Raw genomic sequence first — 25,435 nt, 5'->3', positions numbered from 1 at the left:
TCATAAAACCTTACCTTTAAAAATTCCTGATGGTCTATAAAGTAGTACTATTACCAATATTGAAAAAGATACTGCAAATTTATAATCCGTAGATAATAACTGAACTAAGCTTTCTGGTTCCATACTTACTGGTAATACATACATAAAAAATTTTTTGTAAGCATAAGTTAAAAATATTTCAGAAAAAGCGATTACATATCCTCCTAAAAATGCTCCAAAAGGATTTCCTATTCCACCAACTATTGCTGCAGCAAAAATAGGAAGCATGTTATTGAAATAAGTAAAAGGTTTAAAGCTCTTATCTAGTCCATATAAAACACCACCAATTGTTGCTAGTATTCCTGCAATTATCCAGGTAATAATAACTATTCTTTTAGGATCTATACCAGACAAAAGTGCAAGGTCTTCATTATCAGAATAAGCTTTCATGCTCTTTCCAGTTTTGGTTTTATTTAAAAACCAAAAAAGAATAGAAACTAAAACAACTGTTATTAAAATTGTCATAACTTGTGTTGATTTAAGGGCTAAACCTTCATTTAAACCTGTCATCTCTTTAAATTCACCAGCCTTGATTAAAAATCTTTCTCCATCAAAAAATCTTCTATCATCTGGTCCAATAATAATTCTTACAACAGCTTGAGTTACAAACATCACTCCAATACTTACCATTGCAAGCATAACTGGAGGGCTTTTATTAAATCGATAATATTTGAAAACAAATTTGTCGATAAATAACATATAAAAAATCATACATATTACTGCTAAAGGAATTGCTAAAAGTGCAGTTGGTAGAACTCCTAATGAAATGCCCAATGATTGAAAATACCAAGTAAATAAAATGGTCATCATAGTTCCAAATGACATCATGTCTCCTGTTGCAAAATTAGCAAATCTTAAAATTCCATAAATTAATGTCACAAAAATTGCACCGAGCGCAAGTTGAGAACCATAAGTTAAAGCTGGAATAAATATGTAATTAAGTAAAAGTATAAGTGCGTTTAAAATATCCATATTAACCACCTAAAAAAGATCTTCTCACCTCTGGATTATTTAATAATTCTTGACCTGAGCCAGAATAACGATTTTCACCAGTTACAAGCACATATCCACGATCTGAAATATTTAAAGCTTGTTTGGCATTTTGTTCAACCATTAATATAGCAACATTTGTTCTTTTTACTTTCACAATATGATCAAATAATTCATCCATTACTATTGGGGAAACACCTGCAGTAGGTTCATCCAGCATCAAAACAGAAGGTCTAATCATTAAAGCTCTACCTAGTGCAACTTGTTGTCTTTGTCCTCCTGATAATTCTCCTGCTAATTGATTTCTTTTTTCTTTAAGGATTGGAAACAAAGAATAAATTTCATCAATAATTATTTTATAATCATCTAATATTAAGAAAGCACCCATCTCTAAATTTTCTTCTACGGTCATACCTGCAAATACATTTTTTGTTTGGGGGACAAATGATATTCCTTCTTTAACTCTATCCTGTGGTGAAAGTTTTGTTATATCTTTTCCATCTATTTTTATTGATCCCGACTTTAAGTTTAATAAACCAAGCATAGCTTTCATTGCTGTTGATTTTCCTGCTCCATTTGGACCTAATATTGAAACAATCTCACCTTTCTCAACTTTAACTGAACAAGAATTGATAATATCTGGTCCATTACCATATCCTCCTGTCATATTTTTTCCTTCAAAATATGCCATTAAAATAAGCCTAGAGTTTCAGGAATATATCTTCCTGGTAAAATAGTAAAAATACCTGCTAAAGTTAAACCAATAAAATTTCCAACCATAAAAATTTTATGCAGAAGTACCTTTTTTTTTCTAATAAAATAGATTGAAAGAGTTAAAGAGATTATTACCCAAATACTTAGTAAATGTATCCAACTATATAATCCATTATTCAATTCTTTGATCCAAAAAGAAGATATGGCTACATACATCATTAAAGTTACCCAAATCCAACCTATTATCTTATGAGTTAATCCACCTTTTTTTGATAGAAGATTTTTAAAACCAAATCCAACAGCTAAAATTGCTAATAATAGGTGTGAAGTTATTGTCATATTAATTATCTTTTAATTTTGAACCTCTGCCTAAATAACTTTCGATGACTTTTTCATCTTTTTTTGCATCCTCTACTTTACCTTCAAATAAAACAGATCCTTCGGCCATCACAATTACTGGGTCACATAATCTTCCGATAAAATCCATGTCATGCTCAATCATACAAAATGTATAACCTTTTTCTTTATTTAGTTTTTCAATTGCTGTTCCTAAATCTTTTAATAATGTTCTGTTCACCCCTGCTCCCACTTCATCTAGTAAAACTAATTTTGCATCGACCATCATAGTTCTTCCAAGCTCAAGTAATTTTTTTTGTCCCCCAGATAAATTTCCAGCAAGTTCATTTGTTAAATGACCAAGATTTAAAAATTCAACTACTTCTATAGCTTTATCTTTAACTTTTTGTTCTTCTTGTTTTATAAGATTTGGTTTTAAAAAATTATTCATTAAATTTTCACCAGACTGATTAGCTGGAACCATCATAAGATTTTCTAAAACTGAGAGATTACTGAATTCATGTGCAATTTGAAATGTCCTAAGTAATCCTTTAGAAAATAGCTCATATGAAGGAATGTCAGTAATATCTTCATTATTAAAATGAATATTTCCAGATGAGCATTTAAGATTGCCAGCTATTAAATTAAATAGTGTAGTTTTACCAGAGCCATTAGGTCCAATTATTCCTGTTATACTTCCTTTTTTAACAGAAATAGAACAATTAGATACTGCAGACAATCCTCCAAAATTTTTTGATAAACTTTTAATTTCTAAAATGTTTTCTGACACTTTATTTATCTAGTCTTTTGTAAATACTATTTAGAGAATTTATTAATGATTTATAAACATCTTTTTTAATCATTTCTTTTAAACCTTGTTCATTTAAACCTTTTGGTGTTTGAGAGTCTTTAACTAATAATTTCAAATCTTTATCAGAATTTATTACTGCATCTTTTGATAATGCTAAAAATAATGAAGTTACATATTTTTGGGCATCTAATTTTTTCACACCTCTTTTATTAAGCCATACACTCATCGTATCTAATATGTTGTAATAAGATGCCATCATGCCAGATGTGGACCAAAAATTAATTGATAATTTTTCATTTTTAATTTCAACTGTTGAGCCAAGTTTATCAAAAAAAGCCTTAACTTTTTTGTTAGGTGGGCAAATAGGTATGGGACCCTCTTGTAGAGAAATTGGAGGTAATGGTATAGCTCTTACAATATCTATATTTTTTTTAATCATCTTCTTGAGATCAGATAAAGTAATTGTGGAAATGAAACTAATGACTTTTTGATTTGCTCTAAATTTTAAATCTTTAATAATCTTTTCACCAACTGTAGGTGTGACAGATAAGAAAACCCAATCTGATTTATCAACAATATCTTGATTTGTTTTAGAGATGATTATTTTTTTAAATCTTTTTTTTAAAGCTAATGATGTTTTTTTATTTCTGGATGAAATATATATTTTTTTATATTTAATCTTTGAATTACAAATTCCAATAATTACTGAAGAAGCTATTTTTCCTATACCTATAAAACCAATTTTCATAACTAGTATTATAGTGATTAAATTACAAATTAAGCAAAAAAAAAGCCCTCTTTAATGAGGGCTTTTTCTAAATTAAAGTAAATACTTTTTAATTAAAATGTTTTTACTAAAGAAATTGTACCTCTAGCACCAATCATATCAGTAATATCATACTGCGTTCTATTTGCACCTGCTCCGCTATTAGCAGAAACATCGTCAAAAGATGATGCTGAGACTTCAGCTCTTATTGAAAAACCATTTGAAACATCATGGTTATATCCTAAGCCTAAAGTTGGTCCTTGTGTTGTATCATTTCCATAAGTAGAACCTGAGCTCATTGCTTCTTTTGTTAGCACATCTACTTGTGAATAACCAACTTTAAGGTATGTTCCACCAAGAGGTATATTTATCTTAGCATAAATCGTAGTAAGATCCTCAAATTCAGCGTGTACTCTGTTTTCGTTAGTTTGATCTTCGTTAGATTTATTCACAGGTGTTTCAAACGTCATTGGAACGTAATCTACACCAACTGAAAATATCTCGTTTATCCCGATTTCTCCAAACACCGATCCATATTCAGTCGTGAAAGCTCCAGTTTCTCTATTAGAACTCACTATTGCGCCAGCATCAAATTCCGATTCAGTACCTGATGCAGCATATGCAGCTATATTTCCTGATGCACCGATAGAAAAGGTTGCTGAATAAGCACTAGTGGATAACAATAATAGAGAAAAGCAAATTGTTATTATTTTTTTCATGAATATTCCTTATAAATTTAAGTTAACTTTAAAGCACTTATATTAAAGTTATTAGAAAATAAAAAGGTTTTACAATAGTAAAAAATTGTTTTTTATAATTTGTTGTATTTTTGCAACAAATTTATCTTTTTTCTACAATTATGAATTGTATTAATTAGCAAAAAAACTTCCTCTAATTCTTAATAACTCTCGTTTTAAGCTCTTATTTTCTTTAAAAGGTTTTCTACCATGAAGCCAAAAATAGTTATTTGCGACAATTGCTGAACCAACTGGTAATTTTGTTATAACCTTATTTTTACTGCCCTCTAGTGCATCAGATAATTTTTGTAAAAATTGACCTTGTTTCATATTTTTTGGTTCAGGAAATTGATCTATATAAGAAATTTGCGGTAAACCTTTGCTATCTTCAAAAAAAACTGGGTGTTCAACTTTATAATTAACATTTTTGCTTTTAGGTGAAGACCAGTAAAAGTTTTCTCTTCCTGTTGGATCATCGTATAATTCTTTGCAGTATTCCCAGTCATCTAAATGAAGCATTACACTTTCTCCACCTTCAACATTTTTTTCTTCTAATTTAGTCATCATTAACCAGTCTGTAATTTCTTTAACATATGTTCCGTCAGTATGAAGATCCATATTTGTGTAGGCTTTTCTTAAATAAGAGTCGCTTTTATCTTCATGCTTTACATGAAAACGAGCATAGAATTTACCAGCCATAGAGTCATGATTTGGTCTCCCAATCAAATGAGTTACTGCTGTTGATAATTTTACTAAAAAAACATCATTAGTTTCATTGGTAACTGTTTCTGGTCCAATAATAAAACATCCAGTTTTTCTGTCTCTTAAAATATCATTAAGGAATTTGCTAAGTTCATTCTTAGTTAAGTCATCTAAAAATTTTGCAATAGTAAATCTGGTAAATGGTTTGTATTCAATTGCAGTTAAATCAAATCGTTTAAATAAATCTACTAATTCACTAGTAATTTTTTTTTTGATTTTGATATTAAAAATACGCTTAGAAGAACTATTTTCAGTGATTTCTAAACCAGGAATATTTTTCATTCACAATATTTTAAAACAAATTATTTAATAATGCCATACTAATAGCTGAAAAAATTGTTGGGTAAACATAATTTTTTTTTGAAATAAAAAAAATAATTAAACTAAAAATTACAACTAACAATCTACTCAAATATGTTGCCTCCTCTAACACACCAACAGGAAATATTATTGTTCTTGCAATGACAGCTGCCAAAGTTGAATATGCAAGACAATTAAACCATCTAAAAAGTTTTGAGGTTTCTTTAATTTTTACTGAAGATATGAATCCTAAAAATCTTGATAGAAAAGTGGCTAAAGAAGTAACCAAAATTGCTAAAAATATATTAATTGCCATTAAGTTCTCCAATTAAAAAAGCAACCGACCCAGCAACAAAACCTCCAAGTAATATTGACCATTGAGGGGAAAAAAAATAAAAAATTGGACCCATTATAAATCCAAATACAATTGAAAGAATTATTTGCAGTGTCTTCATTGCGCCAACCATCATACAAATAAAATACACTGGATTTAAAATTGCTAAGCCCATCAACATATCTTTGTTAAGATAGTCTGAAATATAAAAACCTAAAATTGTTGCTAAAACTGAAACTGTCCAAGTTGCAGTGCCAATACCAATCCAGAAATCTACTCTGTTTTCTTTTTCTATAGTTTGATAATTACTTTTCATAATAAGCCAAGCAGAAACTGCAATAAAATGACACGATAAGACATATTTCCATTTTGGCTGTTTTTCAGTCATCATTAATGGAAATAGAGAAACTGCCATTGGATAAAGCCTCGCATTAACAAACCAAACAGCAATAAAAATACTTAATAAAGAAGCACCAACCAAAAGTGACTCGGCCATTACCAAAGAGCCTGGTAATGCGTAAGTTAACATTGTTGAAAAAACACTTTCTTGAATATTAAAACCTAAATTTTTAAAAAGTGCACCTATAGCAATAAAGCAGCAACCTAAAGCGATAGCTGGACTATCAATTTTTAAAATTGATTTAAAACCTTTTAGAAAATACTTTTGATTAATCAAATTAACCGCCTAAGAATAAGCGACCAACATCTGGGTTATTTAATAATTCATCACCCTTTCCAGCGATTGCAGTTTGGCCTGAAACTAAAACGTAACCAATATCTGCAAATTCTAGACCTTTCTTTGCATTTTGCTCAACTAGAATGATAGTTTTTTTTTCATTTTGCTGAAGATCTTTTAGTATTTCAAAAACCATATCAATATATCTTGGTTCAAGTCCAATCGATGGTTCATCTACTAACAATACTGATGGTTTCATCACTAATGCTCTTGATATTTCTAATAATCTTCTCTCACCTCCTGATAAAACTTTTGCAGGTTGATTTCTTCTATTTCTTAATCTTTCATATTTTTGAAATATCTTTTCAGCTTCCTCATATGATTCTTCTGTTTTGTCTTTGATATAACCACCCATTAATAAATTTTCTTCTACAGTCATATCTGGAAATACAGAATTATCTTGAAGGATATATGCAATTCCTACAGACTTTAATTTTTCGGCAGGTGTTAGATTGGTGATTTCTTTGCCATCTATTTCAATTTTTCCACTAAAAATATTAGTAAAACCATATATTGAATGTAAAATCGTAGACTTACCTGCTCCGTTTGGTCCAATTAAACAAAGTGATTGTGCTTTGCTGACAAATAAATCGAGATTATGAAGTATTTCCATTTTGCCATAACCTGCATTAAGTCCGTTTATGGTTAAATGAATATTATTTGGTGATAATCTTTTTAAATCTTCTGCTTCTGGTGCTTTCCCTAAGACTTCATATTGATTTGCCATTATTGCGCTCCTAAGTAGGCATCAACTACTCTTTTGTCATTTCTAATTTCATCCGGAGTTCCATTTGCAAGCATTTTGCCATGTGCTAAACAAAATATATTCTGAGCTAATTGCATAATAACTCTCATATTATGTTCAATAACTAACAAGGTTATTCCAAAATCTTGATTAACTTTTATTAATCTATCAATAATTCCATTAATTAAAGTTGGATTTATACCTGCTGTTGGTTCGTCTAATAAAAGCATTTCTGGCTCATTCATTAAAGCCATTGCAAGTTCTAATAATTTTTGCTGACCAAATGACAAGTCTCCAGCTCTTAGTTTTCTTTTTTGAAATAACCCAACAAAACTCAATAAATTTTCAGCTTTATCTGTTAACTCTGCTGGAACTTTGGAAAATATAGCTTTAAAACTTTCATCACTAGCTTTGTGACTAATTAACATATTATCTATACAATTTAGCTTGCTGTAAATTCTAGTTTGTTGAAAAGTTCTAAGTAAGCCAAGTTTTGCAATTACCGGAACTGGTAATTCAGATACTTCTCTATCATTAAATTTTATTGAGCCAGAGTCTATCGGGTAAGTCCCAACAATCGAATTAAATAATGTTGTTTTACCTGATCCATTTGGACCAATTAGACCAACAATAGAACCTTTTTCAACTGACATTGAAATATCAACATTGGCTTTTACGCCTCCAAAAGATTTACTGACATTATTTACTTCTAATATGCTCACTTTAATTCCACCTGTGCCCTACGATCTTCTTCATCAACTACTTCACCAAATTTCTCAGGATATTTTTCTCTTAACCAACCCATTAAACCTTCTGGAAAGTAAATTACTATAACTACAATCAAAACGCCTAAAGCAACATACTGCCAACCTAAAAAGAAAGTCCAAAAACCTTCTTTGAAAAAATGAAACAATGTTGCACCAATTACTGGTCCCCATAAAGTTCCTTTACCTCCAAGGATTGCCATTAAAACCATAAACACTCCCATTTCTCTTCCATCAAAAGCAACATCAGTAGAATCGATATAGCCAACTAAACCACCCATAATTCCACCTGCTAAACCACAGAAGAAAGCAGAAATCATCCAACCAGTAATTTTATATTTCATAGTTTGAATACCCATTGCTTCAGCTTTATCTTCGTTATCTCTTATTGCATTTAAAACTAATCTGAACCTTGTTGAATAAATAGCTTTGACCACTACAAAAGTAAGAACAAGAGTTAAAAAACTTAGATAGTAAAAGAATTCTCCTCTTGCTTCAGTACTTCCAATGTTTGGAAAAGGAGGTGTTGTAAAACCTTGACCAGCTCCAATGATTTCAATACCACCTGAAATTTCTCCAGCAGCCACTCCTAGTCCTAATGTACAAATCGCAAAATAATGACCTCTTAATCCAAGTATTGAATAACCAATTAAACCTGCAACTATAGTTGGAACTACAGCTGCAACTAATAATCCAACTCCCATACCTTGGAAAAACTGTGCAGGTGTATGAACAAATGTTTTTTCTCCACCACCTTCTGTCCATTCAGCTAATGGAAAAAACATTCCAACCTGAACTGAGGCGCAGAGATACATCCCAAGTCCATAAAAAAGAATATTACCAAAAGTATTATACCCCATTTCACCACCTTGAATATTCCAGGTAGTTGCTAAAATAATTAAGATACAAAGAATTGATAATTGAACTTTAAAAGCTGGAAATATAAATGGGGCAACTAAACCAAAAACTAATATTGATCCATATAATAATAAGTTTCTATTCATTATTTTAAATACTCCCTTTTTCTTGAAAGTTTAAATCTTCTATAAACTAATATTAAAACCAGTAATAAAAATACAGACCCAATTCTAAACTCTGTTCCAAAGATATAATCTGCAAATTCTTCAAAAACTCCAAGTCCCATTCCAGACATAGCAACACCTGGTAAATTTCCAAGTCCTGCAACTATTACAATCATAAAAGATCTTATTGTATATGGAAGTCCCATATAAGGATGAATTGTAAAAGTAATTGCAATCAAAGCGCCTGCTACACCACATAAAGCAGCATTAATTCCAAAAGTTGCTGCATAAACTTTTTCTGTATCAACACCTAAAATCTTTGCAGCTCTTGCATTTTGAGCTGTTGCTCTAATTGCTCGTCCTAATTTTGATTTTTTCATGTATAAAACTAAACAAATAGCAAAGACAATACTTACAACAGCAGAAAATATTTTAGAATTTGGTAGTGTTACCGAATTATTAAATAACATAGTTGTACCAAATTCTGAGTTTGCAAGCACAACATCAGCACCAAATGCAAAATTCATTAATTGCATCATTAAAATACTAATTCCAAACGTTGCTAAAATTGAGATAAATAAATCTCTATCAACTACTTTATTAATAACTGTTTTATAAATCCCAACACCAACAAAATACATCACTATAGGGCACACGATAATTCCCCATGCTGGATGAATTCCAGAAAGATACATAAAGTAAGCAATATATCCACCTAAAATTACTAAATCACCTTGAGCAATATTGATAATGTTCATCACGCCCCATTGAAGAGCCATACCATAAGCAATTAATGCAAATAAAATTCCAAGTAGCAAACCATCTAAGGTTGCTTGTAATGTAAGCATAGGTACTTGGAATATTAAAAAATCCATAAATAAAAATTCTTTTATAAAAAAATGCCCTCTATTACTAGAGGGCATTCTTTAGTTTTAAATTATCTTGAAGACCAACTTGGAATTGGATGTATTAACTCAGCTGAAGCCCATTTAGTAGGAGCCACAACTTTATTCTCACATTTACTTCCATCATCGTTACACATTACTTGGAAAAGTACCATTGGTTTGTCAACGTTTTGACCACCTTCGGCAAATTTGATGTTTCCATAGAATGTTTGCATGTTGGTTGCTGCTAGAGCATCTCTAACTTTCTTTTTATCGAAAGATCCTGCTCTTTCAAAAGCATCTTTAAACACTAACAATGCAGCAGAAGATTCTGCAGCTTGATATGGAGGGTCGTAACCAAACTCCTTATCAAAGTCAGCAGCATACTTCATGCCATTACCAAAGAAATCATCTTTGTAAGTTAATGTTTTATGCCATTGAGAAGCACATAGAGCAAACTCAGAGTTTTTACCGTGTTGCTTAGAAAGCTTAGCCGCATCACAGTGCGTCATTGCTAACATTGGAACATCAACTTTCATCTCAGCAATTTGTCTTACTGCAGTCAATGCACCTTTTGTGTGACCTGAAACAACTAAAACATCTGGTTTTACAGCTTTAACTTTTGCTAAAGTTGCAGCCATATCATTTAGCTCTTTGGGTAATTTATCATCAATAATGATTTTAGATCCTGTTCTTTCAGCAGCTTCAAGAATACCTAATCTTACATCTTGAGAAAAAGCATCTTGTTCAAATGCTTGTGCTATTCTTACAGGTTTACCACCATTTTTCTCTACAGCTAAATCGATTGCAACATCAAGATATAAATTTGCTGGTGCAAGCACTGCAAATAAATATTTGTAGCCTTTTGTAAACAAAGATCTTGATGCACCATTAGCTTCAACCATTGGCACTCCGTATTTCTCTGTTACAGGAGCTATTGCTTTAGTTAATCCTGAAGAATATGGGCCAAGCATAAACTCAACTCCATCTTGAGAGATTAATCTTTCTGCAAGTTGTGCTGCTCTTTTTGGGTTTGACTCATCATCATAATAAATGATTTCAAACTTATAAGTTTTTCCACCAACTTTAACTCCACCCATGCTATTAATTCTATCAACAGCCATATTGTAACCGTTTTGAGTATGAACACCATTAGATGAATATTTACCAGTTAATGAAATCGCAGATCCTAAAATTATCTTATCTCCAACAACTTTTGCAAAAGATATTGCAGAAGAAGATAATAAAATTGCAACTGCAGAAACAAAACTTAAAATAATTTTAGTTATTTTCATTTTTATTTCCTTTGGTTTATTAATTAATTAATGATTAATTAAAACTTACTTTGCGTAATAGTTCAAGAAGACAAAAATTAAGTTAATATTGTTGTGAAATAACAATAATAAAAGCAATTATAACTAAAACACTCGCAGAAATTGTATTTATTGTTTTCGGATTGGCTGTTATCCATTTAATTAGTTTTTGTGCGAGCACTGCATAACCAATTAAAGATAAAAAATCCAACACGATGTATGATGTAATAAGAATTACAAACTGTGTTAAAAGATTTGAGTTAAAATCTATAAATTGAGGAAATATAAAAGGAAAAAACATCCAAGCTTTAGGACTTGTGCCAGCAACTAAAAAACCATCTTTAAAAAAAGATAAATTGCTTTTTTTAATTATACTTTTTTCAGTTAGATTTTTTGGACGTGACTTAAAAATATCATAAGCAAGATACAGGATATAAAAAACCCCAATCCACTTAAATATATTCAGTATGATTGAGTTTTCAGAAAAAAAAGAACCTATGACGAATACAACTAAAACTGCTTGAATAAAATTTGCAGTTACGTCTCCAAAAGCTGACCATATACATTTCCCAACTCCATAATTCATCGAGTAAGAAATTATAACTACTCTTGGTGTTCCTGGGGTAATGAACAAAAAAATTATAATCTGAAGATAGAGTATAAAATCTAAAGGAAGCATTATTTGGATAGTCCTTAAAAACCGGGAGCTAAAGATGGCTAAGAAGGACTATCTAAACCAATATAGCAAATCTCAAAAAAAATGCATTATAGATTTTTTTCAAATATAAAGGATTTATGAAAAAAAAAGGCTATAGCCCAGTCACAAAAGTTAAAAATCCTGAACCTAAAATTGATGATCCCGACTGGATCATATGGGCAGCGTGGGCAGATAGAATAACTTTTGAAGAAATTAAACAAAAAACCGGAAAATCAGAATCTGAAGTAATCAAGATTATGAGAAAAACTCTTAAACCGTCATCATTCAGATTGTGGAGAAGAAGAGTTCATGAAAAAAGTATTAAGCATAAAAAAAAGTTTGAATACTCAAGAAAAGAAATAGCTAGTAAAATAAAAAAAAGTGACTATTTATAAATCATGAAATCAGTAACTATATATACAGGTCCACTTTGTAATTTTTGTGATGCAGCTAAAAGATTATTAGCTAGAAATAATGCTGAATACAAAGAAATTAATATTGCAACAACAGATGGTGCGATAGATGAAATGATTAAAAAGGCTAATGGCAGAAGAACAGTTCCACAAATATTTTTTGATGATCAACACATTGGCGGATATGATGATATTCGTGCATTAGAGAAAGAAAATAAGCTTCAGGAACTATTAAAATAATTATTCTTTTGGTTTAAAAACTAAACACACACCATTATTACAAAATCTTTTTCCAGTAGGTTTCGGCCCATCATCAAAAATATGACCATGATGTGCATTACAATTTTTGCAGTGGTATTCAGTTCTTCCATAACCTAATAGATGATCTGTTTTTGTATCAAAAACATCTGGTAATGATTGATAAAAAGATGGCCAACCTGAACCACTTTCGTACTTTGCATCAGAGTCAAAAAGTTTTATCCCACAGTTTGCACAGTGGTAACTTCCAACTCTTTTTTCATTATTCAATTCACTAGATCCAGGTGCTTCAGTACCATCTTCAAACATCACTAATTTTTGTTCAGCTGTTAGGTTTGGATTTTTTTTATTCATAATTAATTAACAAATTTAGCACATGTTTCATGTAATATTGAATGTAATTCTACAAGTTTTTTAAAATCTTTGTTGTAACCGCCACCTAATACACCGCAGAAAGGAATTTTTTTAGAAAAAAAATTTTCAATTACTAACTCTTCCCTTTTTTTTATCCCTTCATCGGTTAATTTCAATTTACCTAAACGGTCATTGTAATGAACATCAACTCCTGCAATATAAAAGGCGAAATCAAATTTTTCCTTATTTAAATCATGAAGATTGTTTTTAAGAATTTCTATATATTTCTGATCTTCAGTATTGTCTTCTAATTCAATATCCAAATCACTTTTTGATTTTTTAGCTGGATAATTAGATTTAGAATGAATACTAAAAGTAAATACATCATTATTATTTTTGAAAATATCTGAGTTTCCGTTTCCCTGATGAACATCTAAATCAACTATAATTATCTTTTTAACTAGACTTCTTTTTAGTAGATATTGAGCGGCCACTGCAACATCATTGAATACACAATATCCTGCTCCTTCATCAAAATTTGCATGATGACTTCCTCCAGCAGTATTACAAGCTATCCTAGTATCTAATGCTAATTTTGCGGCTAAAACTGTTCCACCTGTTGCAACTAAAGATCTTTTGACAACACTGTCAACTAATGGAAAACCAATTTTCTTAACCTGATTTTGGTCTAGTGATTTATTGATTATATTATTTATATAAGTTTCAGAATGAGCTCCTTTAAGTGTATCAACTGAGCACGGATATGGCTTATGAAAATTATTAATTATTTTTTTTTCTAAGAGATATTTAGCCAACTCTCCAAATTTATTTATTGGAAACTTATGATCATCACCAATTTTTGCAAAATAGTCATCGTGATTAATTACTGCTAATTCCATTTACTCAATTACACGAATAGGCTTACCATTAACACATGCCTCAAGGTCTTCGATCATTTGAGTATAAAAAATACTATAATTTTCTGCAGTTACATATCCAATATGTGGAGTGAGTAATGCATTTGGTAAAAACCTTAATTTATTATTTTCTGGTAAAGGTTCTTTTTCATAAACATCAATTCCAGCACCAGCAATAACATTGGTTGATAATGCAATAATCAAATCATCTTCATTAATAATGGGACCACGTGAAGTATTAATTATAAAAGCAGTTTTCTTCATTTTATCTAACTCTTTAAGTGTGATACAATCTTTATATCTTTCACCGCCTTGCACATGAATTGATAAAAAATCTGAAGTTTTAATTAAATCCTCTTTACTGCAAGGCAGAACATCTAGCTCTTTACACTTATCTAGATTTAAATTTTCACTCCAAGCCATTACCTGCATTCCAAATGCTTTCCCAATTTTTGCAACTTCTGACCCAACACGACCTAATCCAATTAGTCCTAGAATTTTTCCTCTCAGATCAATACCGACTGATGTTTGCCAATAACCTTGATACATATTATCTATTTCTTCTTTAAAATTTTTTGCTAAACCCAACATTAGTGCCCAAGTCAATTCTGAGGTTGGATAAAAATTTATTTCGGTACCACAAACAACTATTTTTCTTTTTTTAGCTGCTTCTAAGTCAATTGCTTTATTCCTTGAACCGCTTGTTATAATAAATTTAAGTTTGGTTAAATTATCAATTAAATTTTTTGTCATAGGAGTTCGCTCTCTCATAATTAAAAGTGCCTCAAATTCTGATAACTGATCTAGAGCATCTGCCTCATCTACAAATGGTTCGCTGAATATCTTAAATTCATACTTTCCAGATAATTTTTCTAAATCTACAAATTCTTGAGCAACATTTTGATAATCATCTAATATAGCAACTTTAAGCATTTGACCTCTTTTGATTTGAAAGAATTATTCCTGTTAAAATAAATACTGCTCCTAAAATATGATAAAACATAAATTTTTCATCAAAAATAATTATTGCCATTACTGCACTTAGAATTGGCATTAAATGAAGAAAAACTCCTGATCTATTTGCACCAATCATGGAAATACCTTTTATCCAAAGTATAAATGATGCAAGGCCAGGAAACAAAACTACATACCCAAGAATAAAGAAAAAAGGTTTTTCTAATGTAATCCTAAAACCCATTTGATATTCAATAAAATAAATTGGTATCAAAAATAATAGGCCAAAAGTAATGATAATTTCTAACAACCCTAATTGAGAAATCTCATAAGATTGTTTTTTAAGTAATGCTGAATAAATTGCCCATGAAAGCATAGCAACAACCATTGTTAAATCCCCTTTGTTAAAATCTAATTTTAACAAAATTTCAAAATTTGCTTTGGTAATGATTAAAACTACTCCAGTAAAAGAACAAATTACTCCAATCAATTGAAAAATATTTGTTTTTTCAGTTTTTAAAATTGAAGAAAAAAACATAATCATGACAGGTATTGTTGAAATCATCAACACACCACTGATGACTTGAGTAAAATTTAATGAATAGTAAACAATTGAATTAAATACTGTAATACTGGTTATCCCAAGAATGATAAAAAGTTTATAATTCTTTAAAATATAATCTTTTTTTTTAAACAGTTCTGGAAGTGTAAATGGGGCGAGTATCAACCATGCAAAAAACCATCTATAAAAGTTTAATGAAAATGGAGGAACTTCATAAAAGCTGGCAAATTTTCCAACGATAAAATTACCAGCCCAAAAGCTAACAGTTAATAATAGATATATATAAGCAAAGAAATTTGATGATTTACTCACTTAAGCAAATCTATGTGAGCTATATGGATTTAAATCTAAGTTAGTGTTTTCTTCAGCTACCATTCCAGACACAATCTTCCCAGATATTGGTCCAAGTGTCCAGCCCAAATGATGATGTCCAAAACAATAAAATACATTTTTATAATTTTTTGAAGGTCCCATGACAGGTAAAAAATCTGGCAAAGTAGGTCTAAACCCTAACCATTCATCCTCATGCTCTGGTAAATCACCTAACATATATTTTGCATTATTGATTAAATTTTTAATTCTAGATTTTGATAAAGGGTTTTCTAAACCTCCAAATTCAACAGTGCCAACTACTCGTAAGCCTTGCTCCATTGGTGTTATACCAAATCCTCTATTAGAAAAAATAACTGGTCTAGACAAAAGATGATCACAGTCTTTGAAATGAACATGATAACCTCTTTCGGTGTCTAGTGGAATTTTTTCTCCAAGATTATCTGTCAACTTTTTAGAAAAAGCACCACATGCGATAACAATTTTATCAAATTTATATTCATCTTTTTCTGTTTTAAAAATAGGTTTTTCATTTTCAAATTTTATTTCTTCAATATTAGATTTTTCAAATTTTCCACCTTTCTTTAAAAAAAGTTCAAATAGTTTTAGAAGTATTCTTTTTGGATTTCTTGCATGCCTTGCATAAGGATAATAAACACCAGCATGATAAAATGGTCTTATATTTGGTTCTAAATCATGAATTTCATGTTTATTTACCAATTGTTGTTTAACGCCTAATTCATCTCTTACTTTTATTTCTAATTCTCTACTTTTTAAATCTTTGTCATTCCAAATATACAAAATCCCTTTGTTCTCAACTAGCCCCTCTAAATCTATTTCATCAAATAATTCATCATAAGCTGGTAAAGCAAGATCTAAAATTTGATGCATATATTTTGCTGTATGCATCATTTTTCTTTTTGATGTATTTAAAATAAATTTGATAAACCATGGAATCATTTTTGGCACATAATTCCACTTAAGTGCTAAAGGACCAGTAGAACTTAAAAGCATTGCGGGTACATCTGCAAGTACATCTGTTCTATTCAATGAAAGAGAGGCATAAGGAGAAAAATGACCTGCATTTCCATATGAAGCAGCTGGGCTTCCAGGTTCATCTCTATCAAACAAAGTTACATCAAAGCCTTTTTTTTGTAAAAAAAGTGCATTTGATACTCCTTGAATTCCAGCACCTACTATTCCAATTTTGGGATTGCTACTCATAAAAAAAGTATACTTCTTTTTATGATTGTTTTTTAAGCGACAAATTATACTTAAGCGATTGACTGCTTACTATGGATTTTAGCACTCATAACAATCCCAAAGCCTATCATTGTCGCAAGCATGGATGATCCTCCGTAAGACATGATTGGTAATGGAGAACCAACTATAGGTAATAAACCTAAAACCATACTCATATTAATGACAATAAACACAAATAGTGAACCACCAAAACTATAACAAAATAATTTGGCAAAATAACTTCTGGATATAGAGCCTATTTTAATAATCCGATAAATTATAATCGCATATAATAATAAGAGAAAAACTGACCCTAAAAATCCAAATTCTTCAGAAAATAAAGTAAATATGAAATCTGTATGTTTTTCAGGTAAAAATTCTAAATAACTCTGGGTTCCTTGTAAAAAACCTTTTCCAAATAATCCTCCAGAACCTACGGCAATCTTCGATTGGATAATCTGATATCCGGCGCCAAGTGGGTCTCTATCAGGATTTAAAAATGTCAACACTCTCAGTTTTTGGTAGGGTTTTAAAAAAGATATAATGAAAGGAAGAGACAAAATAGATATCAAAAATGAGTAAAAAAAATATTTATGATTTAAGCCTGAAAACCATAAAACCAAAATTCCACTTACTGAAATTAGAATTGAAGTTCCCAAGTCAGGCTGAATAATTACTAAACTCATAGGTAACAAAATAATAATCATTGAAACAATGATAGAATAAAATGAATTAACATTTTCTAATCTTTTTCTATGGAAGTATTTAGCCAAGCATAAAATTATAAAAATTTTCATTAGCTCAGAGGGTTGAAGATTAATAAAGTATAAATTTATCCACCTCTGAGAACCTGAGGCAGTTATACCAAAATTTATAGTCCAAATTAACATTAGAATTAAAATTAGGTATGCAATGTAGCTAATAGAAAACCAAAACCTTATATTTAAAAAAGAGATTATTAACATTAATCCTGTAAAGACTACAAATTTTATAAAATGACTTTTAGTATGAAATAATATTTGACCTCCATCAGTAGAGTACATTGTTGAAACACTTATGAATCCAAGAAGTAAAATCCCTATCAATAAAATAAAATCAATATCCTTTATCTTTTGAAAAAAATTATTTCTATTTTCTAATCTGTTGTGGAGATACATTTAAATATTTAAATATTTGTTACTTTCAAAATTTTTTCTAATTTCGTGTCGGTCAATTATCTTTTTAAATAATTTCTTTGCAAGCGGTGCGGCTACACTTCCTCCTGACCCTCCATGCTCTATGACAATACTTGCAGCATATCGGGGATTTTTGTAAGGCCCAAACGCTACATATAAAGCATGATCTCTTTCCTCATATGGTATTTCAGAAGTATCAAGATCTAACTTTCGATCTTGTTTTGTAATTCTTTTGACTTGAGCCGTTCCTGTTTTCCCAGCAAATTGATATTTTGGATCATCTATTCTTGATCTATATGAAGTTCCTCTAACTTCGTTAGTTGAGCTAAACATAGCATCTTGTACTAATTTCATATTTTTTGCGTCTTCTACAATAGGTGCAAATTTATCTTCTTCTTCACTTTTACTATCTAAAATTATTTTTGGGATTATCTTATGCCCCCCGTTTGCAATTTGGGCTGTCATTAAACAAAGTTGAATAGGTGTTGTTTGAATATACCCTTGCCCAATACCTGTAATAATAGTTTCTCCAAGCAACCAATTTCTACCAAGGGCATTTTTTTTCCAAAATGTACTTGGTATTAAACCAGATTTTTCAATTTCAAATAAATCCCCAAAGACTTTTTTTCCTAGACCAAATTTTTTTGCAGTATCACTTAATTTATCTACACCAAGCTTTCTTGCAATCTCATAGAAATAGGTATCACATGATTGTTTCATTGCCTCTCTCATATTTACAATTCCATGACCTTCTTTTTTCCAGCAATGATAAGTTTGTCCATAAAGTTCGAGAGGGTTCTTGTGCCCTCTGCAATTTACTCTAAAATTTGAGTTTACAACTTTATTTTCAAATGCTGATAAAGCTACAATTGGTTTAATAGTTGAACCAGGTGAATAATTTCCAGATAATGATTTATTAACAAGTGGTTTCATTGGATCATTTCTAATCAATTGCCAATCATCATTACTGATTCCAAACACAAATTTATTAGCATCAAAAGATGGCGAAGAATGCATAGCAACCACATGACCTGTAAAAATATCCATAACACATATAGATCCTGCTTTTTCCTTCAATAATTCATTAGCCAATTTTTGCACCTCAGTATCTATGGTAAGCTTTATTGTTTTTCCTTTGTTGCCTTTTTGAAATTCTAATTGGCTAATTCTTCTGCCATAAGCATTAACTTCATATCTCTCTATAGAATTATTTCCAATAAGGTCATTCTCAAATGTTTTTTCTAAACCAATTTTCCCAACTTTAAGACCTTGAACAAACTTCTCTTTAATAATTTCATTAGACAGAATATCTTCATCATTTGCTTGACTCACATACCCTAATACATGTGTAAAATTTTCTTTAAATGGATAACTTCTAGAAATAGAAATTACTGGTTTAACACCATTTAAATCATATAAATTATTATTAATTTTAGAAAAATTCTCCCAAGTAAGATTATTAGAGACTATTAAATTTTCCCAAGGTTTAATTTGATTTTTTTTCTTTAAAATTTTTTGAAATTGACTATCCGATAATTGAAGAATATTTCTAACTCTATTAATTGTATATCTAAAATTTTCTATTTCTTCTGGAATTAAATGAAGTTCATATGCTTCAAAATTTCCAGCAATAGTGTTACCAAAGTAATCTTCAAAATTTCCTCTTATAGGTGGTAATTTCCATTCTCTAATTCGATTTTTATCAGAAAGAGTTAGATATCTTTTATTTTCTTTAACTTGCAAAAAAAATAACCTTGAAACTATACCACCTAATATAACTACTTTAGCAGCAGCTAAAATAAACATTCTTCTATTAATAGAATTTAATTTTAAAACGTTGTCGCTTTGGTTAATCATTTACAGATTTTAAATACTTATCAAAAATAAATGAAATTGGTATATATAACAAAAACGTGAACAAATTATTAATCACATAAAACATTATATCCAGCTCATAAGAAAAGAAAAAAAATAAAATTAGGTAATTCATTGAATTAATTAAAGTGATGACAAATAAAAAATAAAACCAATCCTTAATTAAATTTGGCCTTATAGTTATATTTCTTAAATAGGCTGAAAATATACAAACAAAGATATATGAAAATGAACTCAATCCTAAAGGTGTCCCAATTACAGTATCATTCACTAGACCTGCAAAAAAAACCAATAAATAATCAAATCTTTTATATTCTTTAAGTGTAAAATAAAAAATTAATACAAAAGGAAAATTAAATGAAAAATATTCAATTTTTAAATAATTTAAATCAAATTCATTTAAAACTGAAAAGAAAAGAAATAAAATTGGTAACCATGTGTAAAGCTTGTATAAAAATTTATTTCTTTTAAAAATGATCATTTATTCTCTTCCTCTTTTTAGAATACAATTTTTATATTCTGGCGTACCTACTTTATAACCTTTCTTAAAAATAGTTTTTTGACATTTTGCACTGTATAATAAATTTAATCTCAGGAATTCAAATTCCTCTTGATCTAATTTATTCTGATTAATTTCTTTAGTTTGCTTTTTTATTTTATCTTCTAATTTATTATTTTGTATTAATAGATCTTTATTCTGAGAGGCCAATTCAGTATTTTCTTCAATAAATTTTTTATTTGTTTCGTTTAAAATATTAATCTGATCATTTAATAAGTTAAGTTTAATAGACTCTCCATTCTGAGCAGAATCCACATTTGCTTCAGCATTATTACTTAATACAACATTGTTAGTTTTAGTCTCAATTTCAGCCAAAACATATTTAAGTTGGCTAAAATCGCTATAAAAATTTACAAAAAATTCATTTTGATTGAAGGATACTCTTCCAACTGGAGCACCGCTTCTAAATAGAGCACCTGTCCCTGAAGTATAGCCAATACTTTGATCTTGAATTTCTTCAATTAAATTATTTTTGATGTATTTAATTTTACCAGAATCTACCCCGTCACCCACCACAATCGCTTGAATATCTCCCGGCACTATGGATATTGGAACGTTTGAATTAAGATCTGATAATAATAATACTCTAGATGTTTTGAAATTTGTCTCAATAACTCTTCCAATTAAGTAATTTTTATCAAAAATATTTGTACCAATTTTTAATCCATCTTTACTACCTTTGTTAATTATAATTGTTTTTGAAAAAGGACTATCATGATCAACAATTACCTTTGCTAAAATTTTATTTTTTGTAAAAGTAAAATCTTCAATTAATTTTTTTAATTCTTCGTTTTCATTTATAATAATTTCATTTAATATTTCTTTTGCTTCAAAATTTTTCGACTCTTCTTTGATTCTTAAATACTCTTCATAAAAGTTCGAATATTCATTAATTTTTAAATAATAATTTTTTATTAAGTTTTCTGGTACAGAAACAATAAAAGAAGATCTATATACAGCTTCGTTAATTATACTTTTTAAATCTTTGATAATTTTAAAATTTAAATTTGATGAAACAATTATAAGAATAGATACAAATAATAATGTTAATAACGAAAATTTTTGTTTAGTTTCTTTCCTTAAAAAAGCAGATCTAAATGCTATGACAAAATCATCTCTGCTTGAGGCCATTGATCTTAGTACTCAGTAAGCATCGTAGAGAAAGTTTGTTCTTGATCTAAAGCTTTTCCAGTACCAATTGCAACACATGATAATGGGTCCTCAGCAATATGAACTGGTAAACCTGTTTCTTTAGCAAATCTTTTATCTATATTTTTAAGTAACGCACCACCACCAGTTAAAGTTAAACCCATATCAACTAAGTCAGCAGATAATTCAGGTGGAGTAGACTCTAATGCATCTTTTATTCCTGATACCATTTCTTTTAAAATATCATTTAAAGCTTCTGCAGTATCTTCTTCTGTAATATTTACTTCTTTAGGTGTTCCAGATCTTAAATCCCTACCTTTAACTGGATAGGTATTGTCATTTGAAGGTATTGCAGTACCAATTTCTTTTTTAATTTTTTCCGCAGTACTATCTCCAATCATTAAATTGTATTCTTTTCTCATATAATTTACTAGGGCTGTATCCATTGCATCACCAGCTACTCTTAGTGATTTTGAATAAACTAATCCACCTAAGGACATAACTGCAATCTCACTTGTTCCTCCACCTATATCAACTACCATTGAACCCGTTGCTTCAGATATCGGTAAACCTGCTCCAATGGCAGCAGCTATTGGTTCTTCAATAAGTTGTACACGTCTTGCTCCTGCTGCAAGTGCACTGTCTTGAATAGCTTTTCTTTCAACCGGGGTCGAACCAGTTGGTACGCAAATTAAAATTCTTGGATTTGCAAATGTGCTTCCTTTATGAACCTTTTTTATAAAATGTTTAATCATTTCTTCTGTAACTATAAAGTCTGCAATAACTCCATCTCTTAATGGTCTGATAGCACTTATATTACCTGGGGTTCTTCCAAGCATAGTTTTGGCTTCATCACCAACTGCAAGAACTGTTTTTTTTCCACCCTGATCCACAATTGCAACCACAGAGGGCTCATTTAGAACCACACCTTGACCCTTAACAACAACTAATGTGTTTGCTGTTCCAAGATCAATCGCCATATCTTGGCTCCAAATTTTCTTCACTCTATCAAATAAACCCATATTATATTCCTCTTACCTTTTGATTTTCTTGTTCCATTGGTGCAGTTTTTCCTCTTTTTAAAATCATCTTATTTAAAGCACTTATATATGCGTTAGCTGAGGCAACTAATGTATCAGTATCTGCAGCTTGACCAACTGTAGTTTTACCATTTTCCTCAATACGAACACTTACTGTTGCTTGAGCGTCTGTTCCTTCTGTTACAGCATGTACTTGATACAATTGTAAATTCACATCATGTGGATATAATTTTTTAATACATTTAAATATTGCATCAACAGGACCATCGCCTGTTTCAGAAGCAGATTTTATTTCCCCACTGACATCTAATTTCATTTCAGCTTTTTGAGGTTCACCTGTTCCTGCAAAAACTTTTAGTGATTTTAAAACTATCGTATTAGCTTTGTTGTCTAAAACTAAACTATCATCTACTAATGCTATAATATCTTCATCATAAATATGCTTCTTTTTATCAGCCAAAACTTTAAATTTCCCAAAGGCATTTTCAATAACATCATCTGTCAAATCAGCATAGCCTAAGCTAATCAATTTATCTTTAAAAGCATGTCTTCCAGAATGTTTTCCCATTACTAAAGAAGTCTGTTTAACTCCAACACTTTCAGGTGTCATAATCTCATAAGTATTTCTATTTTTTAACATTCCATCTTGATGAATACCTGACTCGTGAGCAAAAGCATTTTTACCAACTATTGCTTTATTATATTGAACTGGAAAACCAGTAACATTTGAAACTAACTTAGAAGCTTTACTCAATAATGATGTATTAATTCCAGTTTCAAAAGGCATTAAATCATTTCTAGTTCTTATAGCCATAACAACTTCTTCAAGAGCTGCATTCCCCGCTCTTTCACCAATACCATTTATCGTACATTCAATTTGTCTTGCACCCGCTTGTATTCCAGCTAAAGAATTTGCAACAGCTAATCCTAAATCATTATGACAATGAGTTGATAAAATTGCTTGATCAATATTTGGAACTTTATTTAAAAGAGTATTTATAATTTTTGTAAATTCAGAAGGCACAGTATAACCAACTGTATCTGGAATATTAATAGTTTTAGCACCTGATTTTATTGCAAGCTCAACTGTCTTGCACATGTAATCCATATCAGTTCTTGTTCCGTCTTCACACGACCACTCTACATCGTCTGTAAGATTTCTTGCATAACTTACATGTTCTTTGATTGACTCATAAACTTGCTCAGGGGTTTTGTTAAGTTTATGCTTCATATGTAAGGGGCTCGTAGAAATAAATGTATGAATTCTAAATCTTGGAGCATGTTTTAATGCTTCAAAACATCTATCAATATCTTTTTTTGAATGTCTTGCTAAACCACACGGAATTGATTTTTTTAAAACTTTACTAATTGCTGTTACAGCTTCAAAATCTCCAGGGGATGCAATTGGAAAACCAGCTTCAATAATATCAACACCAAGTTCATCAAAAACTCTCGCAATTTGAATTTTTTCCTCAAGACTCATAGAGGCTCCAGGTGATTGCTCACCATCTCGCATTGTTGTATCAAATATAAAAACTCTATCTTTATCAGCCATAATCTTAAAATTTAAGAAAATGGATAATACAATCTATAATAGATTTTGCAAAATAATTGTTAGAATTTCTTATCTTTTAACTCTTGTCACTATCAACTAACTTCTTTTTACCAATCCAAGGCATCATATCTCTTAGTTTGGCACCTACAGTTTCAATTGAATGTTTAGCTAAATCCTCTCTAGTTTTTAAAAAGTTTTTTTGTCCATTTTTACACTCTTCAATCCACTGTTTTGTAAACTTACCAGACTGAATATCTGCTAAAACTTCTTTCATTCTCTTCTTTGTTTCTTCTTTATTTATAATTCTTGGACCAGAAACATATTCACCATACTCTGCAGTATTAGAAATTGAGTAGTTCATATTAGCTATTCCACCTTCATAAATTAAGTCAACAATCAGTTTTACTTCATGGAGACATTCGAAGTATGCCATTTCAGGTTCATAACCAGCTTCAACCAATGTTTCATATCCATTTTTAATTAGTTCAACTAAACCACCACAAAGAACTGTTTGCTCACCAAATAAATCAGTTTCACATTCATCTTTAAATGTTGTTTCAATAATTCCTGATCTACCTCCCCCAATTGCTGATGCATAAGACAAAGCTAAATCTCTTGCCTTACCAGTTCCATCTTGGTGAACAGCCATTAAGCATGGCACACCACCACCTTTTTCAAATTCACTTCTCACTAAATGGCCAGGTCCTTTTGGTGCCACCATAAAAACATCAAGATCTTTTCTTGCTTTAATTAAATCGTAATGAATATTTAAACCGTGCGCAAAAGCTAAACTTGTTCCTTCTTTAATTCTTTGCTCAATATGATTTTTATATATTGTTGCCTGCAATTCATCTGGAGTTAATATCATGCAAACATCAGCCCATTCAGCTGCATCAGATAAATTCATAACTTTTAAACCTTTAGATTCAGCTTTTGCCTTACTTGCAGAACCATCTCTTAAAGCAACAACTACTTCTTTAACACCACTATCTTTTAAATTTAAAGCATGTGCGTGTCCTTGACTTCCATAACCAAATATTGCAACTTTCTTTTCTTTTATTAGATTTACATCAGCATCTTTTTCATAAAACATTTTCATTTT

The 25,435-nt window shown here is 30.2% G+C and carries 29 protein-coding genes; 2 read left to right on the top strand and 27 right to left on the bottom strand.

Going from position 1 to position 25,435, the window contains the following annotated elements; translation table 11 throughout:
• The 15 genes from ACTTAU_RS06815 to ACTTAU_RS06745 form a co-directional block, all read right to left on the bottom strand.
• A complete protein-coding gene (locus ACTTAU_RS06815) occupies positions 1–1,011 on the bottom strand; it encodes a branched-chain amino acid ABC transporter permease (RefSeq protein WP_438304245.1) in 1,011 nt (336 codons plus the stop codon).
• 1 nt (position 1,012) lies between these two features.
• Entirely contained in the window at positions 1,013–1,720 is a 708-nt protein-coding gene (locus ACTTAU_RS06810; protein WP_438304246.1) for an ABC transporter ATP-binding protein, read from the bottom strand.
• Positions 1,720–2,082: a DUF2306 domain-containing protein gene (locus ACTTAU_RS06805; RefSeq protein ID WP_438304247.1), complete on the bottom strand. Its 363-nt coding sequence runs from the start codon at positions 2,080–2,082 to the stop codon at positions 1,720–1,722. Before ACTTAU_RS06805 ends, ACTTAU_RS06810 begins: the two co-directional genes overlap by 1 nt.
• A 1-nt stretch (position 2,083) precedes the next feature.
• Positions 2,084–2,869 (bottom strand): ABC transporter ATP-binding protein, encoded by a 786-nt coding sequence (locus ACTTAU_RS06800; RefSeq protein ID WP_438304248.1) that lies wholly within the window; start codon positions 2,867–2,869, stop codon positions 2,084–2,086.
• A gap of 1 nt (position 2,870) precedes the next feature.
• Complete coding sequence (locus ACTTAU_RS06795; RefSeq protein WP_438304251.1) at positions 2,871–3,638, bottom strand: pyrroline-5-carboxylate reductase; 768 nt, start codon at positions 3,636–3,638, stop codon at positions 2,871–2,873.
• A 92-nt stretch (positions 3,639–3,730) separates the two neighbouring features.
• Positions 3,731–4,375 carry an outer membrane beta-barrel protein gene (locus ACTTAU_RS06790; RefSeq protein ID WP_438304253.1) on the bottom strand — a complete coding sequence of 215 codons (645 nt, stop codon included), beginning with the start codon at positions 4,373–4,375 and terminating at the stop codon, positions 3,731–3,733.
• A gap of 150 nt (positions 4,376–4,525) precedes the next feature.
• Positions 4,526–5,437: a glutarate dioxygenase GlaH gene (glaH, locus tag ACTTAU_RS06785; RefSeq protein ID WP_438304254.1), complete on the bottom strand. Its 912-nt coding sequence runs from the start codon at positions 5,435–5,437 to the stop codon at positions 4,526–4,528.
• 10 nt (positions 5,438–5,447) lie between these two features.
• Positions 5,448–5,771, bottom strand: a complete 324-nt coding sequence (locus ACTTAU_RS06780; protein WP_438304256.1) for an AzlD domain-containing protein — start codon at positions 5,769–5,771, stop codon at positions 5,448–5,450.
• Positions 5,761–6,465 (bottom strand): AzlC family ABC transporter permease, encoded by a 705-nt coding sequence (locus ACTTAU_RS06775; RefSeq protein ID WP_438304257.1) that lies wholly within the window; start codon positions 6,463–6,465, stop codon positions 5,761–5,763. Before ACTTAU_RS06775 ends, ACTTAU_RS06780 begins: the two co-directional genes overlap by 11 nt.
• Before the next feature lies 1 nt (position 6,466).
• Positions 6,467–7,252 (bottom strand): ABC transporter ATP-binding protein, encoded by a 786-nt coding sequence (locus ACTTAU_RS06770; protein ID WP_438304258.1) that lies wholly within the window; start codon positions 7,250–7,252, stop codon positions 6,467–6,469.
• Positions 7,252–7,992 (bottom strand): ABC transporter ATP-binding protein, encoded by a 741-nt coding sequence (locus tag ACTTAU_RS06765; protein ID WP_085114640.1) that lies wholly within the window; start codon positions 7,990–7,992, stop codon positions 7,252–7,254. The genes ACTTAU_RS06770 and ACTTAU_RS06765 overlap by 1 nt, the downstream gene beginning before the upstream one ends.
• On the bottom strand, positions 7,989–9,038 hold the full coding sequence (locus ACTTAU_RS06760) for a branched-chain amino acid ABC transporter permease (RefSeq protein WP_438304259.1): 1,050 nt from the start codon (positions 9,036–9,038) through the stop codon (positions 7,989–7,991). Before ACTTAU_RS06760 ends, ACTTAU_RS06765 begins: the two co-directional genes overlap by 4 nt.
• Complete coding sequence (locus ACTTAU_RS06755) at positions 9,038–9,931, bottom strand: branched-chain amino acid ABC transporter permease (RefSeq protein ID WP_085114642.1); 894 nt, start codon at positions 9,929–9,931, stop codon at positions 9,038–9,040. Before ACTTAU_RS06755 ends, ACTTAU_RS06760 begins: the two co-directional genes overlap by 1 nt.
• A gap of 62 nt (positions 9,932–9,993) precedes the next feature.
• The gene (locus tag ACTTAU_RS06750; protein ID WP_438304261.1) at positions 9,994–11,235 is read right to left on the bottom strand and encodes an amino acid ABC transporter substrate-binding protein; all 1,242 of its coding nucleotides are present in this window, start codon (positions 11,233–11,235) and stop codon (positions 9,994–9,996) included.
• An 82-nt stretch (positions 11,236–11,317) separates the two neighbouring features.
• The gene (locus ACTTAU_RS06745) at positions 11,318–11,932 is read right to left on the bottom strand and encodes a LysE family translocator (RefSeq protein ID WP_438304263.1); all 615 of its coding nucleotides are present in this window, start codon (positions 11,930–11,932) and stop codon (positions 11,318–11,320) included.
• Between the two features lie 116 nt (positions 11,933–12,048).
• Between ACTTAU_RS06745 and ACTTAU_RS06740 the strand changes: the two genes are divergently transcribed.
• Together ACTTAU_RS06740 and grxC are read left to right on the top strand one after the other, a co-directional pair.
• Positions 12,049–12,345, top strand: coding sequence for a TIGR03643 family protein (locus tag ACTTAU_RS06740; RefSeq protein WP_438304265.1), 297 nt, complete (start codon positions 12,049–12,051; stop codon positions 12,343–12,345).
• A 3-nt stretch (positions 12,346–12,348) separates the two neighbouring features.
• Positions 12,349–12,603 (top strand): glutaredoxin 3, encoded by a 255-nt coding sequence (gene grxC / locus ACTTAU_RS06735; protein WP_438304267.1) that lies wholly within the window; start codon positions 12,349–12,351, stop codon positions 12,601–12,603.
• Here the strand turns inward: grxC and msrB are convergent, their stop codons facing one another.
• From msrB to ilvC, 12 genes are all read right to left on the bottom strand, one after another.
• The gene (gene msrB, locus ACTTAU_RS06730; RefSeq protein ID WP_085114647.1) at positions 12,604–12,975 is read right to left on the bottom strand and encodes a peptide-methionine (R)-S-oxide reductase MsrB; all 372 of its coding nucleotides are present in this window, start codon (positions 12,973–12,975) and stop codon (positions 12,604–12,606) included.
• A gap of 2 nt (positions 12,976–12,977) precedes the next feature.
• Positions 12,978–13,874 carry a histone deacetylase family protein gene (locus ACTTAU_RS06725; RefSeq protein WP_438304269.1) on the bottom strand — a complete coding sequence of 299 codons (897 nt, stop codon included), beginning with the start codon at positions 13,872–13,874 and terminating at the stop codon, positions 12,978–12,980.
• Positions 13,875–14,825 (bottom strand): D-2-hydroxyacid dehydrogenase family protein, encoded by a 951-nt coding sequence (locus tag ACTTAU_RS06720; protein ID WP_438304271.1) that lies wholly within the window; start codon positions 14,823–14,825, stop codon positions 13,875–13,877.
• Complete coding sequence (locus ACTTAU_RS06715; protein ID WP_438304273.1) at positions 14,818–15,720, bottom strand: DMT family transporter; 903 nt, start codon at positions 15,718–15,720, stop codon at positions 14,818–14,820. Before ACTTAU_RS06715 ends, ACTTAU_RS06720 begins: the two co-directional genes overlap by 8 nt.
• Positions 15,721–16,962 carry an NAD(P)/FAD-dependent oxidoreductase gene (locus ACTTAU_RS06710; RefSeq protein ID WP_438304274.1) on the bottom strand — a complete coding sequence of 414 codons (1,242 nt, stop codon included), beginning with the start codon at positions 16,960–16,962 and terminating at the stop codon, positions 15,721–15,723. It abuts the gene before it with no gap.
• A gap of 50 nt (positions 16,963–17,012) precedes the next feature.
• Positions 17,013–18,137: a rod shape-determining protein RodA gene (gene rodA, locus ACTTAU_RS06705; RefSeq protein ID WP_438304277.1), complete on the bottom strand. Its 1,125-nt coding sequence runs from the start codon at positions 18,135–18,137 to the stop codon at positions 17,013–17,015.
• Positions 18,138–20,012, bottom strand: a complete 1,875-nt coding sequence (gene mrdA, locus ACTTAU_RS06700; RefSeq protein ID WP_438304278.1) for a penicillin-binding protein 2 — start codon at positions 20,010–20,012, stop codon at positions 18,138–18,140. It lies immediately after the preceding gene.
• Complete coding sequence (gene mreD / locus ACTTAU_RS06695; protein ID WP_438304280.1) at positions 20,005–20,511, bottom strand: rod shape-determining protein MreD; 507 nt, start codon at positions 20,509–20,511, stop codon at positions 20,005–20,007. Before mreD ends, mrdA begins: the two co-directional genes overlap by 8 nt.
• Positions 20,512–21,720, bottom strand: coding sequence for a rod shape-determining protein MreC (mreC, locus tag ACTTAU_RS06690; RefSeq protein ID WP_438304282.1), 1,209 nt, complete (start codon positions 21,718–21,720; stop codon positions 20,512–20,514).
• A 5-nt stretch (positions 21,721–21,725) separates the two neighbouring features.
• Positions 21,726–22,760: a rod shape-determining protein gene (locus ACTTAU_RS06685; RefSeq protein WP_085114656.1), complete on the bottom strand. Its 1,035-nt coding sequence runs from the start codon at positions 22,758–22,760 to the stop codon at positions 21,726–21,728.
• A gap of 1 nt (position 22,761) precedes the next feature.
• Entirely contained in the window at positions 22,762–24,333 is a 1,572-nt protein-coding gene (locus tag ACTTAU_RS06680) for a 2-isopropylmalate synthase (protein ID WP_438304284.1), read from the bottom strand.
• A 76-nt stretch (positions 24,334–24,409) separates the two neighbouring features.
• On the bottom strand, positions 24,410–25,432 hold the full coding sequence (ilvC, locus tag ACTTAU_RS06675; protein ID WP_438304286.1) for a ketol-acid reductoisomerase: 1,023 nt from the start codon (positions 25,430–25,432) through the stop codon (positions 24,410–24,412).
• Positions 25,433–25,435 lie beyond the last annotated feature (3 nt).

It is taken from the genome of Candidatus Pelagibacter sp. HIMB1505, assembly GCF_052047915.1.
Lineage (GTDB): Bacteria > Pseudomonadota > Alphaproteobacteria > Pelagibacterales > Pelagibacteraceae > Pelagibacter > Pelagibacter communis_A.
Note: the sequence above shows the minus strand (reverse complement) of the source record. Positions and strands in the feature narration are given on the sequence as shown.